This is a genomic window from Streptomyces sp. NPDC039609 (assembly GCF_055596705.1).
The window spans coordinates 44,647-57,820 of sequence record NZ_JBVIUJ010000018.1; the positions used below are offsets into that span (position 1 = coordinate 44,647).

Consider the following 13,174-nt stretch of genomic DNA (forward strand, 5'->3'; position numbering starts at 1 on the left):
TCCACGATGACCAACAACTCTGCCGGAAACGCGGGGCGTCTGCTCTGGGCGGGCCTGCGGGCCCTCCTCGTCCTGACCGTGATCACCGGTGTTCTCTACCCGCTCGCCGTCACCGGGATCGCCCAAGTGGCCTTCCCCGGCAAGGCGAACGGCTCGGAGATCAAGGACGGGAACGGGAAGGTCGTCGGCTCCGAGCTCATCGGCCAGACCTACAACCTGCCGCTCGAGGACGGGGAGGAGACGGCGAGCCCGGACCTGAAGTGGTTCCAGCCCCGTCCGTCCAACGGCCTCGGCTCCAACAGCGTCAACACCCAGTACGAGCTGATCCTCTCCGGCGCGACCAACCGGTCCGGCGACAACGAGGACCTGATCAAGTGGGTCACGGACGCCAAGGCCGCCGTCGTCAAGGACAACTCCACCGCCGACTACAAGGTGAAGCCCCAGGACGTGCCGGCCGACGCCGTCACCTCCTCCGGCTCCGGCCTCGACCCGCACATCTCCCCGGAGTACGCCAAGCTCCAGGTCCACCGCGTCGCCGAGAAGAACAACCTCACCGTCGCCCAGGTCGACAAGCTCGTCGCCGACCACACCGACGACCGCATCCTCGGCTTCATCGGAGAGCCCCGCGTCAACCTCCTCCAGCTGAACATCGCGCTCAAGGCCATGGTGGCCAAGGGCTGATGGCCTTATCGCAACAGAGAGGGAGTCGGCGGACCGCGGAACGACGCGCGGCCCGCCGACTCCCGCCGTACGTGGACGACAAGAGGAAGGCAGCACGCCGATGACCCGGGTGCTTGTCGTGGAGGACGACGCGCAGCTCGCCCGCGCGCTGGTGATCAACCTGCAGGCGCGCAGATACACGGTGGACGCGGCACCCGATGGTGTCACCGCCCTCCGGCTCGTGGCGGCGGAGCAGCCCGACATGGTCCTGCTCGACCTCGGGCTCCCCGATATGGACGGCCTGGACGTGATCAAGGCTCTGCGGGGATGGAGCCGGGCCCCGATCCTGGTGCTGTCCGCCCGCAGCGGTTCGGAGGACAAGATCCGCGCGCTCGACGCGGGCGCCGACGACTACATGACCAAGCCGTTCAGCATGGACGAGCTCCTTGCGCGCCTGCGGGCCGCCACACGCCGTGCGGGGGAGTCGCCCGCACCGCCGCAGACGGCCCTCCTCGTCAGCACGGACGAGTTCACCGTCGACCTGCTGGCAAAGAAGGTCCGCCGCGCCGACCGCGACGTACGGCTGACGCCGACCGAATGGCATCTCCTGGAGATCCTGGTCTCCAACCCCGGGATCCTCATCAGCCAGCGGCGCCTTCTCCAGGAGGTCTGGGGTCCCAGCTACAGCGGGAAGACCAACTACCTCCGGGTCTACATGGCCCAACTGCGACGCAAACTGGAAGCGGACCCCGCCCATCCGCACCACCTGATCACCGAACCCGGAATGGGCTACCGCTTCGAAGCATGACGCTTCCGCCGCTGACCCGTCCCCCCGGGGCCGGCTTCGTCCGCCACGAGGCACATACGCACTGTCCGTCATCGACCGAGAAACGACACCATGAGACGCGGAAAGCTTCGGATCTATATCGGCTCGGCGCCGGGTGTCGGCAAGACGTACGCGATGCTCTCCGAGGGGCATCGGCGCGTCGAGCGCGGCACGGACTGCGTCGTCGCCTTCGTGGAGCACCACGACCGTCCCCGTACGGAGGTGATGCTGCACGGCCTCGAGCAGGTGCCGCGCCGGACCGTCGAGTACCGGGGCACCAGCTTCACGGAGATGGACGTCGACGCGGTCCTGGCCAGGAAGCCGGCCGTGGCGCTCGTCGACGAGCTCCCGCACACCAACGTGCCCGGCTGCCGCAACGCCAAGCGCTGGCAGGACGTCGAGGAGCTGCTCGCCGCCGGTATCGACGTCGTCACGACGGCCAACATCCAGCACCTGGAGTCGCTGGGCGACGTCGTCGAGTCGATCACCGGCGTACGGCAGAAGGAGACCGTCCCCGACGAGATCGTCCGCCGCGCCGACCAGATCGAGCTGGTCGACATGTCGCCTCAGGCCCTGCGCCGTCGTATGGCCCACGGCAACATCTACAAGCCGGACAAGGTCGACGCCGCCCTCTCCAACTACTTCCGCCCCGGCAACCTCACCGCCCTGCGCGAGTTGGCCCTGCTGTGGACCGCCGACCGCGTCGACGAGTACCTGCAGGAGTACCGGGCCGAGCACCGCGTCTCGAAGATCTGGGGCTCGCGCGAACGCATCGTCGTCGGCCTCACCGGCGGTCCCGAAGGCCGCACCCTCATACGGCGCGCCGTCCGGCTCGCCGAGAAGGGCGCGGGCGGCGAGGTGCTCGCCGTCTACATCGCCCGCAGCGACGGACTGACGTCGGCTTCGCCGAAGGAACTGGCCGTCCAGCGGACCCTCGTCGAGGACCTCGGGGGTACCTTCCACCACGTCATCGGCGACGACATCCCCTCCGGGCTGCTCGAGTTCGCGCGCGGGGTCAACGCGACCCAGATCGTGCTCGGCGTGAGCCGTCGCCGTTCCTGGCACTACGTGTTCGGCCCCGGCGTCAGCGCCACGGTCGCCCGGGAGTCCGGACCGGACCTCGACGTCCACATCGTCACCCACGACGAGGCGGCGAAGGGGCGCGGTCTTCCCGTTGCCGGCGGCGCCCGCCTCGGACGTTCGCGGACCATCTGGGGTTGGTTGGTCGGCATCGTCGGCCCGGCCCTGTTGACCCTCCTGCTCAGCACCGTCACCCCCGACCTGGGGTTGGCGAACGACGTCCTGCTCTTCCTCACGCTCGTCGTCGCCGCCGCGCTGCTCGGTGGGCTCCGGCCGGCCCTCGGTTCAGCGGCTGTCGGCTCCCTCCTGTTGAACTGGTTCTTCACACCGCCGATCCACGAGCTCACGATCGCCGACCCGCGCAACATCGTCGCCCTGGTGATCTTCGTCGGGGTGGCGATCTCGGTGGCCTCCGTCGTGGACCTGGCCGCCCGCAGGACGCATCAGGCCGCCCGGCTCCGCGCCGAGGCGGAGACGCTGTCCTTCCTCGCCGGCAGCGTGCTGCGCGGCGAGACGAGCGTCGAAGCGCTCCTCGAACGGGTCCGGGAGACCTTCGCCATGGAGTCGGTGGCGCTCCTGGAGCGCGACGAGGATGCCGAACCCTGGCGTTGTGTCGGCGTCGTGGGCCCCCGCTCCGTCGGCCGGCCCGAGGATGCGGACGTCGACATGCCGGTCGGCGACCACCTGGCCTTGGCGCTGACCGGCCGGGTCCTGCCGGCCGAAGACCGGCGCGTTCTGGGGGCCTTCGCCGCCCAGGCCGCCGTCGTCCTCGATCGGCAGCGGCTCGTCGGTGAGGCCGAGGAGGCCCGCAAGCTCGCCGAGGGCAACAAGATCCGCACCTCCCTCCTCGCCGCCGTCAGCCACGACCTGCGCACCCCGCTTGCCGGCATCAAGGCGTCGGTCACCTCCCTGCGAGCGGACGACGTCGAATGGTCCGAGGAGGACCAGGCCGAACTCCTCGCCGGGATCGAGGAGGGCGCCGACCGGCTCGACCACCTCGTGGGCAACCTCCTGGACGTTTCCCGCCTCGAAACGGGGACCGTTACTGCCGTCATCCGGGAGACCGACCTCGACGAGGTCGTCCCGATGGCGCTGGTGGGCGTACTGGAGGGAAGCGTCGATCTGGACATCCCCGAGACGCTGCCGATGGTCGACGTCGACCGTGGCCTGCTCGAACGGGCCGTCGCCAACATCGTGGAGAACGCCGTCAAGTACAGCCCTGACGGGGAACCGGTCCTCGTGGCGGCGAGCACGATCGCCGACCGCGTCGAACTACGGGTGATCGACCGCGGCCCCGGGGTCCCCGACGAGGCCAAGGACCGCATCTTCGGCGCCTTCCAACGCTACGGCGACGCCCCACGAGGAGCCGGCGTGGGCCTCGGGCTCGCCGTGGCCCGGGGCTTCGTCGAGGCCATGGGCGGCACACTGACAGCCGAGGACACGCCGGGCGGAGGGCTGACCATGGTCCTCGGCCTGCCCACTGCCGACGGCTCCCCCTTCTTCCGTACGGAGCTGCCGGGGGAGCAGACGACCTGAGAGCATCTGGCCAGTGGGGCTGTCGTGGGGCTTTTGGGCGGCAGCAGCAGGAGCAGCTCGCACCGCATCCGCCCGCATGCCTCCGACTCTGTGGCCTCACCGGGGCCGGTGGCGCGGGCGCAGCAGCCCTTGACCTGCCAGGCGTCGCGGCCTTCCTTTTCCTCTTACGTGCGCGCACCCAGCGCGGCGCCGATGATTCGCATCGTTTCCGTGGCCCCATGCTCGTCGCACTACTCGGTGCTACCGTATAGCGGTACTCGGTACTACGTAGTAGTGTCGAGGTCGAAGAAGGGGGTCGCTATGGAGGACCTGACGGAGATGCTGAAGGGCACGCTTGAGGGCTGCGTGCTGGAAATCATCGGGAGCGAGGAGACCTACGGGTACGCCATCACGCGCCGGCTGAATGAACTCGGCTTCACCGACGTCATCGAGGGGACGGTCTACACCATCTTGCTGCGCTTGGAGAGGAACGGGCTCGTTCAGGTGACGAAACGGCCATCCGGGGTGGGTCCGCCGCGCAAGTTCTATGCGCTCAACGACGCGGGGCGTGAAGAGCTCGGGAAGTTCTGGGTGAAATGGACGTACGTCTCCTCGCGAATCGACAAGCTCAAGGGGGCCGGAAGGTGAATTTCTGGGAGACCGTGACCGGCAGCGACCTGACCAGGGAATGGAAGGCTCTGGAAGCCCGGGCCGAGGCACTGCCGGCCGAATACCGGGCGGCGTGGGAGCAGATCAAGTTTCACCTCTCCCCTCACTCGGACTTCACGGGTCGCAACCTGATGCCGATCCTTGACGGCGCCCTGGGACTGCTCGAAGAAGCGGTCGCGGATGGGCAGAGCGTTCATGAGGTGCTCGGCGACGACATCAAGGGCTTCTGCACGGCGCTGGCCGGCGGGGAAGGGGCCCGGGGCTACCGAGACCGATGGCGCGAGCAGTTGAACCGCAACGTCGCAAGGAAATTGGGCCGGCTAGGAGGCTGACGTGGGCATCCAGGACATCATCGAGGGCAAGAAGCAGTGGCGAGCGCATACGGCGCGGGTCAAGGCGCTTCCCCCGGACTATCAGATCGTCTACAAGGAGATGCAGAAGTACTTCTTCAAGATCGGGCCGATCGACCTGCCTGACGGGGCCCTGCTCCCAGGGCTTGTCGACTTCTTTGAGGAGGGTGTCGCGGCCGGCAAGGGCGTCCTGGAACTCATCGGAAACGACGTCGCCGCCTTCTGCGACGACCTGGTCAAGGACTCGCCCACCTACGCGGACATCTATCAGGAGTCCATCAGCGGGAAACCCGGCACGGCCGGAACTTAGCGTGTCAGCACCCCTGCGGTGGCTCGTACCGTGGCGTCGACGCGTCGGGCCGCAGCCAGGCGCTGACCCGTGCCGGCGTCGGTGAGAGGAAGCCGCTCCCCGGATCGCGGCGGCCGGTGCGGTCGGGGAGCGTGTCCAGATGCCCGATGACGGTGTGGAGCGAAGCGGTGAACGTCGCCGGCTCGGCGGCGCGGGCCCCGCATCGGCCAGGCGGGCGGCGATCCTCGGCCGGAGTTGAATTCGACCCAGGTCGAAGGTCAAGCGGGAAGGGCGGGGCCGATGTTGCCACCCTCGGTGCCGTCGGATCAACGGGAGTCCGGCCGGACGGGAAGCGCGAAGCAGTCGGGGAGAGCGGCGACCGGCCGCTCCCCGGTGCCGCGCATTCTCCCCAGGGGCTCCCCAGCGCCCCATATGGCTCTTTCGTGCAGGAGGTGCAGGAGTAAACCGTGTGCGCTGTGCCCGTGGGGTCAGTCGCCGTCTATAGCCAGTCCCGGCGCTTGAAGATTGCGTACAAACTGCCGCAAACCACCCCCATCAAGCCGATCGCGAAGGGGTATCCGACGTTCCAGTGCAGCTCCGGCATGGTGTCGAAGTTCATGCCATAGATGGTTCCAACGAGTGTGGGTGCAAAGAGAATTGCGGCCCAGGCTGAAATCTTCTTGATCTCCTCGTTCTGTTCGAAGCCCGCCTCCGCCAACGCCCGCATCTCCGCGTTCTGCTGCTGCGTCACCAGGGTCGCGTTCACCGTCAGGATCTCCGTCAGGGCCTGGCGGAAGCCGTCCACGCGTTCGCTGGTGTGGGTGACGTGGTCGGCCACGTCGCGGAGGTAGCGCTGGAGTTCCTCGTCCGTGCCGTACTTGGCGAAGCCGGCCATCAGGCCGTGCAACATGCCCACCAAGGGGCGGGTTGCGCGTTGGAACTCGACCATTTCCCGGGAGAGTTCGTAGATGCGGCGGGAGACCGACGGGTCGCCGCCGAAGACCTCGGTCTCGATCTCGTCGATGTCGTTCTGGACTCCCGCGACCACCGGGGCGTAGCCGTCGACCACCGCGTCGAGGATCGCGTACAGGACCGCCTCCGGGCCCAGTGCCAGGAGGTCGGGGTTCTCCTCCATCCGGTGGCGGACCGCCGAGAGGTCCGGAGCCGCGCCGTGGCGGACCGTGATCACGAAGTCCTGGCCCACGAAGATGTGGAGCTCGCCGAAGTCCACCTCCTCCTGGGCGTCCAGATAGCGGGCCGCGCGCAGCACGACGAAGAGAGTGTCGCCGTAACGTTCCAGCTTCGGGCGCTGGTGTGCCTCGAGCGCGTCCTCCACGGCCAGCTCGTGCAGGTCGAACTCGCCTGCCAGCGAGTGGAGTTCGGACTCGGTCGGGCGGTGCAGGCCGATCCACGCCATGCCGTCCGGGTACTCGCGCAGCCGGCGGAACGTCTCGGCCAGCGTGGCGGGAGAGGCGACCCGGCGGCCGTCCCGGTAGAGGCTCGCCTGCACCACGCTCGGCCGGTCGGCCGGTACGGTCTCGGGCACGGTCGGCCCCGGCTCCGGCGGCGCGGCCGGCCGTTCCGGCTGGCGGCGCCAGGCTGCGCGAGGGCGGCGCTCCGACATCGTGGGGTCCCTCTCCGTGTTCATGATCGGGTCCAGGGTCTCCGGGCAGGATATACGCGGCGTACGGCCACAGCGCGTCGGCGATCGGCGCAGGTGTGTGCCATTGCGGACCACAGCTGTCCGCAAGTCTGGGTAGCGTGCTGTCCATGGCCTCCAAGACGACGAACCCGGTCCTCTCCACCCGCGCCCTGGGGCGCGCCACGCTGGCCCGTCAGCTCCTGCTGGCCCCTGCCGCGATGTCCGCCGAGGACGCCGTCTCGCATCTCCTCGGACTCCAGGCGCAGAACACCAAGCCGCCGTACTACGCGCTCGCCGCCCGTCTCGACGGCTTCCGGCCCGAGCACCTCTCCGCGCTCATGGAATCCCGCCGGGCCGCCCGCATCGTCACCATGCGCTCCACCATCCACACCCACACCGCAGCGGACGTGTTCACCCTGCGGCCCCTGGTCCAGCCCGCCCGCTCCCGCGAGATCGGCATCTTCCGCAAGGGCCTCGTCGGCGTCGACCTCGACCGGCTCGCCGCCCTCGCCCGCGAACTCGTCGAGGAGCGGCCCCGTACCCCGAAGGAGATCCGCGAAGCCCTCCTCGTGGAGTGGCCGGACGCGGACCCCCAGTCCCTCGGTGTCGCCGCACGCTGCCTGCTGCCCCTCGTCCAGGTCACCCCTCGCGGTCTGTGGCGCCGGAGCGGGCAGGTCTGCCTGACCACCGCCGAGACCTGGTTCGGCCGGCCCGCCGCGTCCGCCCCCGGCGAAGCAGTCTCCGCCGACGCCGCCCAGCCCACCCCCGCCGCCGATCCCGGTCCCGGGGCCGCCCCCGCCGAAGCCGTCCTCGACGACACCGTCCTGCGCTACCTCGCCGCCTTCGGCCCCGCCTCCGTCAAGGACATGCAGATCTGGTGCGGCCTCACCCGCCTCCGCGACGCCTTCGAGCGCCTGCGGCCCGGGCTCGTCACCTTCCAGGACGAGCACGGCGTCGAGCTCTTCGACCTGCCCGACGCCCCGCGCCCCGACGAGGACACCCCGGCCCCGCCGCGCTTCCTCCCCGAGTTCGACAACCTGCTCCTGTCGCACGCCGACCGCAGCCGCGTCGTCGCCACCGAGGCCCGTAACCGCACCTGGAAGGGCAACCAGGCGTACTGCGTCTTCCTCCTCGACGGGCTCCTCGCCGGACTGTGGCGACTGGAGGAGACCGAGGAGCGCACCACGATGACCATCCAGCCCTTCGGCCGTACGACCAAGGCCCAGCGCGCCGAGCTGGAGGAGGAGGCCCGGCGGATGCTCGGGGTGATGGCTCAGCCGGGCGTTCCGTACGAGGTGGCCTTCGGGATCGTCGACGAGTAGGCCGCCGGCCGCGCGAGCGGCGAGCAGGGCCTCCGCCGCGCCGACCCCTACGGCAGCACCCCCGCCCTCCTCGCCGCCACCACCGCCTCCAGGCGCGTGTGCGCGCCCAGCTTCCGCATCGCCGAGCGCAGGTACCCCTTCACCGTCTCCGGCCGCAGCCCCAGCCGTGCCGCCGCGCCCGCGTTCGTCGCACCCTGGGCCACCGCCGCCAGCACGTCCAGCTCGCGTGGTGTCAGCGTCACACCGGGCTTCCCGCCTGGTGCCGTGGACGCCGTCTCCAGGCGGCCGCACACCGCGAGCAACCGTTCCCTGAGCTCCGGGTCCTCGATCCGGGGCGCCAGTTCCCGCAGCTCCCCGTGCGCCTGCCGGACCTCCTCCCAGGAGGGTCCCGAGGCCGCTCCGGACGGAGCGGCCGACAGCAGCTCCCGCACCTCGTCCCGTACCGCCAGTGCCTGCTCCAGGTCCCGGGCCGCCGCCACCGCCGCGTCGGCGACGCGCTCGCCCAGCGGCAGGGAGTCCCGCAGCGCCCCGTAGAGCACGCCCCGCACCTTGCGCCGTACGACGACGGGCACCGCGATCACCGAGCGCAGGCCCTCCGCCGACACGGGAACGTCGTACTCGTGCGTGATGTGCCGTGCCGACGCGTAGTCGACGACCGCGCACGGCCGCGCCAGCGCCAGGCACTTCCCGCCCAGACCGCTGCCCGCGGAGATCGCGAGTCCGTGCAGGGCGGGCGTGACGGCTCCGTTCAGCTCCGAGATCCGCAGCGGTCTGCCCTCGTGCAGCAGTCCGCCGAAGACCACCTGCAGCCCGGTGGTGCGGCGCAGCCGCGCCAGAGCTCCGCGCATCTCGACCGCTTCCATCCGCTCGGGCACGCGACCACTCCTTCACCCCCGAACGGGGGTAGTGAGACCTGGGTCACTGATTACACGATGTCCGTGACCGGTCCCGCAACGAGGAGGACACATGACGGCTACCACCGCGACGGAGAGGTTCCGCGCCGCCCGCGACTTCCTGCTCCAGCACCGCGAGGACTACGGGACGGCGTACGAGGGCTTCGCCTGGCCCCGTCCGGACCGGTTCAACTGGGCCCTGGAGTGGTTCGACGTCATCGCGGCCGGCAACGACAGGACCGCCCTCCACATCGTCGAGGAGGACGGCACCGGGACGAGGGTGAGCTTCGCCGAGATGTCCGCCCGCTCCGACCGGGCCGCCAACTGGCTGCGCGACCAGGGCGTCCGGGCCGGCGACCGGATCATCGTCATGCTCGGCAACCAGACCGAGTTGTGGGAGACCGCGCTCGCCGCCATGAAGCTGCGCGCCGTCGTCATCCCGGCCACCCCGCTGCTCGGCCCCGCCGACCTGCGGGACCGCGTCGAGCGCGGCCGGGCCCGGCATGTCATCGTGCGCGCCGAGGACACCGCCAAGTTCGAGGACGTACCGGGGGAGTACACCCGGATCGTCGTCGGGGGCGAGCGGGCGGACTGGCTCCCGTACGAGGAGGCGTACGACGCGTCCGACACCTTCGAGCCGGACGGTGCGACCCGCGCCGACGACCCGCTGATGCTGTACTTCACCTCCGGTACCACCGCCCGGCCCAAACTGGTCGAGCACACCCACACCTCGTACCCCATCGGCCACCTGGCCACCATGTACTGGATCGGCCTCCAGCCCGGCGACGTGCACTTGAACATCTCCTCGCCGGGCTGGGCCAAGCACGCCTGGTCCAACCTGTTCGCCCCGTGGAACGCCGAGGCGACCGTCTTCATCCACAACTACACCCGCTTCGACCCGGCCCGTCTCATGCGGGAGATGGAGCGCAACGGTGTCACCGGCTTCTGTGCTCCGCCGACCGTCTGGCGGATGCTGATCCAGGCCGATCTGACCCAGCTGAAGAACCCGCCGCGTGAGGTCGTCGCGGCCGGCGAGCCGCTCAACCCCGAGGTCATCGAGTCCGTGCGCCGGGCGTGGGGCGTGACCATCCGGGACGGCTTCGGCCAGACCGAGACCGCCGTCCAGGTCTCCAACAGCCCCGGCCAGCGCCTCAAGGAGGGCTCCATGGGGCGGCCGAGCCCCGGCTTCCGGGTGACGCTGGTGGATCCCGTCAGCGGGGAGGCGGACGTCGAGGAGGGCGAGATCTGCCTCGACCTGTCCACCGATCCGGTGGGCCTGATGACCGGCTACCACGGCGACCCGGAGCGCACGGCCGAGTCGATGGCCGGCGGCTACTACCGCACCGGCGACATCGGCTCCCGCGACGCCGAGGGCTACATCACCTACATCGGGCGCGCCGACGACGTCTTCAAGGCATCCGACTACAAGATCTCGCCGTTCGAGCTGGAGAGCGCGCTCCTGGAGCACGAGGCGGTGGCCGAGGCGGCGGTCGTCCCGGCCCCGGACCCGCTGCGGCTCGCGGTCCCGAAGGCGTACGTCGTCCTCGCGGACGGCTGGGAGCCGGGCGAGGAGACGGCGAAGGCGCTCTTCGCGCACTCGCGCGCGGTGCTCGCCCCGTACAAGCGGGTACGGCGCATCGAGTTCGCCGAGCTGCCGAAGACGGTCTCGGGGAAGATCCGCCGGATCGAGCTGCGCGAGCGCACGGCGAAGGGCGAGGGCATCGAGTACGCCGAGGGGGACCTGGGATGAGTCTGTCGTACACGCACGGCGCGAGCCCCACCGAGCTGCTCGGGGACACGATCGGGGCCAATCTGGACCGGGCCGTCGCGGCCTGGCCGGAGCGGGAGGCGCTCGTCGACGTGCCCACCGGTCGCCGCTGGACCTACGCCCGATTCGGCGTGGACGTCGAGAAGTTGGCGGACGCGCTGCTCGGCAGCGGGGTCGTCAAGGGCGACCGGGTGGGGATCTGGGCGGTGAACTGTGCCGAGTGGGTGCTCGTCCAGTACGCGACCGCCCGCATCGGCGCCGTCATGGTGAACATCAACCCGGCCTACCGCGCCCACGAGGTGGAGTACGTGCTCAAGCAGGCGGGCATCTCCCTGCTCGTCGCCACGCTCGCGCACAAGACGAGCGACTACCGGGCGATGATCGAGCAAGTCCGCGGCGACTGCCCGGAGTTGCGGGAGGTCGTCTTCATCGGCGACCCGAGCTGGGACGAGCTGATCTCCCGTACGGCGGGCGAACTGCGCCCGGCGGAGCTGTCCTGCGACGAGCCGGTCAACATCCAGTACACCTCGGGGACCACGGGCTTCCCCAAGGGCGCGACCCTCTCGCACCACAACATCCTCAACAACGGCTACTTCGTGGGCGAGATGATCGCCTACAGCGAGCAGGACCGGATCTGTATCCCGGTTCCCTTCTACCACTGTTTCGGCATGGTGATGGGAAACCTGGCGGCGACCTCGCACGGCGCGTGCATGGTGATCCCCGCGCCGTCCTTCGACCCCGCGGCCACCCTCCGCGCGGTCCAGGAGGAGCGGTGCACGTCGCTGTACGGCGTACCGACGATGTTCATCGCCGAGCTCAACCTCCCCGACTTCGCCTCGTACGACCTCTCCACGCTGCGCACCGGCATCATGGCGGGCTCGCCGTGCCCGGTGGAGGTGATGAAGCGGGTGGTCGCCGAGATGAACATGGCCGAGGTGTCGATCTGTTACGGCATGACCGAGACCTCGCCCGTCTCCACCCAGACCCGGCGCGACGACGACCTGGAGCGCCGTACCGGCACGGTCGGGCGGGTGATGCCGCACGTGGAGGTGAAGATCGTCGATCCGGGCACCGGTCTCACGATGGAGCGCGGGACCGCCGGAGAGCTCTGCACCCGCGGCTACAGCGTGATGCTCGGCTACTGGAACGAGCCGGAGAAGACGGCCGAGGCGGTCGACGCCGGCCGCTGGATGCACACCGGCGACCTGGCGGTGATGCGCGAGGACGGCTACGTCCAGATCGTCGGCCGCATCAAGGACATGATCATCCGCGGCGGGGAGAACGTGTACCCGCGCGAGATCGAGGAGTTCCTCTACGGGTACGAGAAGATCGCCGACGTCCAGGTCGTCGGTGTCCCCGACGCCCGCTACGGCGAGGAGATCCTGGCCTGCGTGATCCCGCGCGACCCCGCCGACCCGCCGACCCTGGACGACATCACGGCGTACTGCCGCGACCGTCTGGCGCACTACAAGATCCCGCGCCGGGTGGAGATCCTCGGAGAGTTCCCGATGACGGTGAGCGGCAAGGTACGGAAGGTGGAGCTGAGGCAGCGCTACGGGTGAGGAGCGCCGGCTCCCCGGCCGGCGGCGCTACGGGGACGGCGCCACGGAGCGGGGCGCGGGCGTCCCTGCCAGTTCGCGCCGCATGCAGACCCGGGGCCAGGTCGCCAGACCGTGGGCGGCCTCGGCCCGCTGGATGGCGCGCAGCCCGGCGGTGAGGTCCGGGTCGGACTCGGCGAGGGGACGGAAACCGAGGCGCGAGTAGTACGGCGCGTTCCACGGGACCTCGGTGAAGGTCGTCAGGGTCAGCGCGGTCAGCCCCTGCTCGGCCGCGCCGGCCGCCAGATGCTCGATGAGCAGGCGGCCGATGCCCTGGCGGGCGGCGGCCGGGTGCACCGACACCTGCTCGATGTGGGCGGCCCCGTCGACGGTGTCCGTCAGCAGGTACGCCATCGGGCGGTCGGCCTCGTCGACGGCCACCCAGGCCCGGCCGGCCCGTCGGTAGCCGTCCAGGACGTCCAGCGGCAGGGGCTCGTCGTCGGCGATGACCGCCATGCCGAGGGAACGGAAGGGTTCGCCCGCGGCCCGCTCGATGTCCTGGAGCAGCGGGAGTTCGGCCGGTGCGGCCGCTCGGATGCGCATGGTCCAGTATGGCGCGAGC

General features: G+C 70.2%; 12 protein-coding genes. 9 read left to right on the forward strand and 3 right to left on the reverse strand.

What is annotated here, in order from left to right; all coding sequences use genetic code 11:
- Positions 1-6: 6 nt before the first annotated feature.
- The 6 genes from ACZ561_RS36435 (at position 7) to ACZ561_RS36460 (ending at position 5,410) form a co-directional block, all read left to right on the forward strand.
- Positions 7-681 carry a potassium-transporting ATPase subunit C gene (locus ACZ561_RS36435; protein WP_471003803.1) on the forward strand — a complete coding sequence of 225 codons (675 nt, stop codon included), beginning with the start codon at positions 7-9 and terminating at the stop codon, positions 679-681.
- A gap of 100 nt (positions 682-781) precedes the next feature.
- The gene (locus ACZ561_RS36440; protein ID WP_471003805.1) at positions 782-1,468 is read left to right on the forward strand and encodes a response regulator; all 687 of its coding nucleotides are present in this window, start codon (positions 782-784) and stop codon (positions 1,466-1,468) included.
- A gap of 90 nt (positions 1,469-1,558) precedes the next feature.
- Entirely contained in the window at positions 1,559-4,102 is a 2,544-nt protein-coding gene (locus ACZ561_RS36445) for a DUF4118 domain-containing protein (protein ID WP_471003807.1), read from the forward strand.
- Positions 4,103-4,402: 300 nt separating this feature from the next.
- Positions 4,403-4,729, forward strand: a complete 327-nt coding sequence (locus tag ACZ561_RS36450; RefSeq protein WP_471003809.1) for a PadR family transcriptional regulator — start codon at positions 4,403-4,405, stop codon at positions 4,727-4,729.
- Positions 4,726-5,082, forward strand: coding sequence for a DUF1048 domain-containing protein (locus ACZ561_RS36455; protein WP_471003811.1), 357 nt, complete (start codon positions 4,726-4,728; stop codon positions 5,080-5,082). Before ACZ561_RS36450 ends, ACZ561_RS36455 begins: the two co-directional genes overlap by 4 nt.
- Position 5,083: 1 nt before the next feature.
- The gene (locus tag ACZ561_RS36460; RefSeq protein ID WP_471003813.1) at positions 5,084-5,410 is read left to right on the forward strand and encodes a DUF1048 domain-containing protein; all 327 of its coding nucleotides are present in this window, start codon (positions 5,084-5,086) and stop codon (positions 5,408-5,410) included.
- A gap of 478 nt (positions 5,411-5,888) precedes the next feature.
- On the opposite strand, the gene ACZ561_RS36465 is transcribed toward ACZ561_RS36460, so the two are convergent.
- Positions 5,889-7,013 carry a magnesium and cobalt transport protein CorA gene (locus ACZ561_RS36465; protein ID WP_471003965.1) on the reverse strand — a complete coding sequence of 375 codons (1,125 nt, stop codon included), beginning with the start codon at positions 7,011-7,013 and terminating at the stop codon, positions 5,889-5,891.
- Between the two features lie 146 nt (positions 7,014-7,159).
- Between ACZ561_RS36465 and ACZ561_RS36470 the strand changes: the two genes are divergently transcribed.
- Positions 7,160-8,353, forward strand: coding sequence for a winged helix DNA-binding domain-containing protein (locus tag ACZ561_RS36470; RefSeq protein WP_471003815.1), 1,194 nt, complete (start codon positions 7,160-7,162; stop codon positions 8,351-8,353).
- A gap of 47 nt (positions 8,354-8,400) precedes the next feature.
- Here the strand turns inward: ACZ561_RS36470 and ACZ561_RS36475 are convergent, their stop codons facing one another.
- The gene (locus tag ACZ561_RS36475) at positions 8,401-9,228 is read right to left on the reverse strand and encodes a helix-turn-helix transcriptional regulator (RefSeq protein WP_471003817.1); all 828 of its coding nucleotides are present in this window, start codon (positions 9,226-9,228) and stop codon (positions 8,401-8,403) included.
- A 91-nt stretch (positions 9,229-9,319) separates the two neighbouring features.
- Between ACZ561_RS36475 and ACZ561_RS36480 the strand changes: the two genes are divergently transcribed.
- Both ACZ561_RS36480 and ACZ561_RS36485 read left to right on the forward strand, forming a co-directional pair.
- On the forward strand, positions 9,320-10,996 hold the full coding sequence (locus ACZ561_RS36480) for an AMP-binding protein (protein WP_471003819.1): 1,677 nt from the start codon (positions 9,320-9,322) through the stop codon (positions 10,994-10,996).
- Positions 10,993-12,576 (forward strand): AMP-binding protein, encoded by a 1,584-nt coding sequence (locus ACZ561_RS36485; RefSeq protein WP_471003821.1) that lies wholly within the window; start codon positions 10,993-10,995, stop codon positions 12,574-12,576. Before ACZ561_RS36480 ends, ACZ561_RS36485 begins: the two co-directional genes overlap by 4 nt.
- A gap of 27 nt (positions 12,577-12,603) precedes the next feature.
- On the opposite strand, the gene ACZ561_RS36490 is transcribed toward ACZ561_RS36485, so the two are convergent.
- The gene (locus ACZ561_RS36490) at positions 12,604-13,155 is read right to left on the reverse strand and encodes a GNAT family N-acetyltransferase (protein WP_471003823.1); all 552 of its coding nucleotides are present in this window, start codon (positions 13,153-13,155) and stop codon (positions 12,604-12,606) included.
- Between the last annotated feature and the right edge of the window lie 19 nt (positions 13,156-13,174).

Coding starts and splice junctions, on each gene's coding strand:
- ACZ561_RS36435 (WP_471003803.1), top strand. CDS start 7: ATGACCAACAACTCTGCCGGAAACGCGGGGCGTCTGCTCTGGGCGGGC.
- ACZ561_RS36440 (WP_471003805.1), top strand. CDS start 782: ATGACCCGGGTGCTTGTCGTGGAGGACGACGCGCAGCTCGCCCGCGCG.
- ACZ561_RS36445 (WP_471003807.1), top strand. CDS start 1,559: ATGAGACGCGGAAAGCTTCGGATCTATATCGGCTCGGCGCCGGGTGTC.
- ACZ561_RS36450 (WP_471003809.1), top strand. CDS start 4,403: ATGGAGGACCTGACGGAGATGCTGAAGGGCACGCTTGAGGGCTGCGTG.
- ACZ561_RS36465 (WP_471003965.1), bottom strand. CDS start 7,013: ATGTCGGAGCGCCGCCCTCGCGCAGCCTGGCGCCGCCAGCCGGAACGG.
- ACZ561_RS36470 (WP_471003815.1), top strand. CDS start 7,160: ATGGCCTCCAAGACGACGAACCCGGTCCTCTCCACCCGCGCCCTGGGG.
- ACZ561_RS36480 (WP_471003819.1), top strand. CDS start 9,320: ATGACGGCTACCACCGCGACGGAGAGGTTCCGCGCCGCCCGCGACTTC.
- ACZ561_RS36485 (WP_471003821.1), top strand. CDS start 10,993: ATGAGTCTGTCGTACACGCACGGCGCGAGCCCCACCGAGCTGCTCGGG.
- ACZ561_RS36490 (WP_471003823.1), bottom strand. CDS start 13,155: ATGCGCATCCGAGCGGCCGCACCGGCCGAACTCCCGCTGCTCCAGGAC.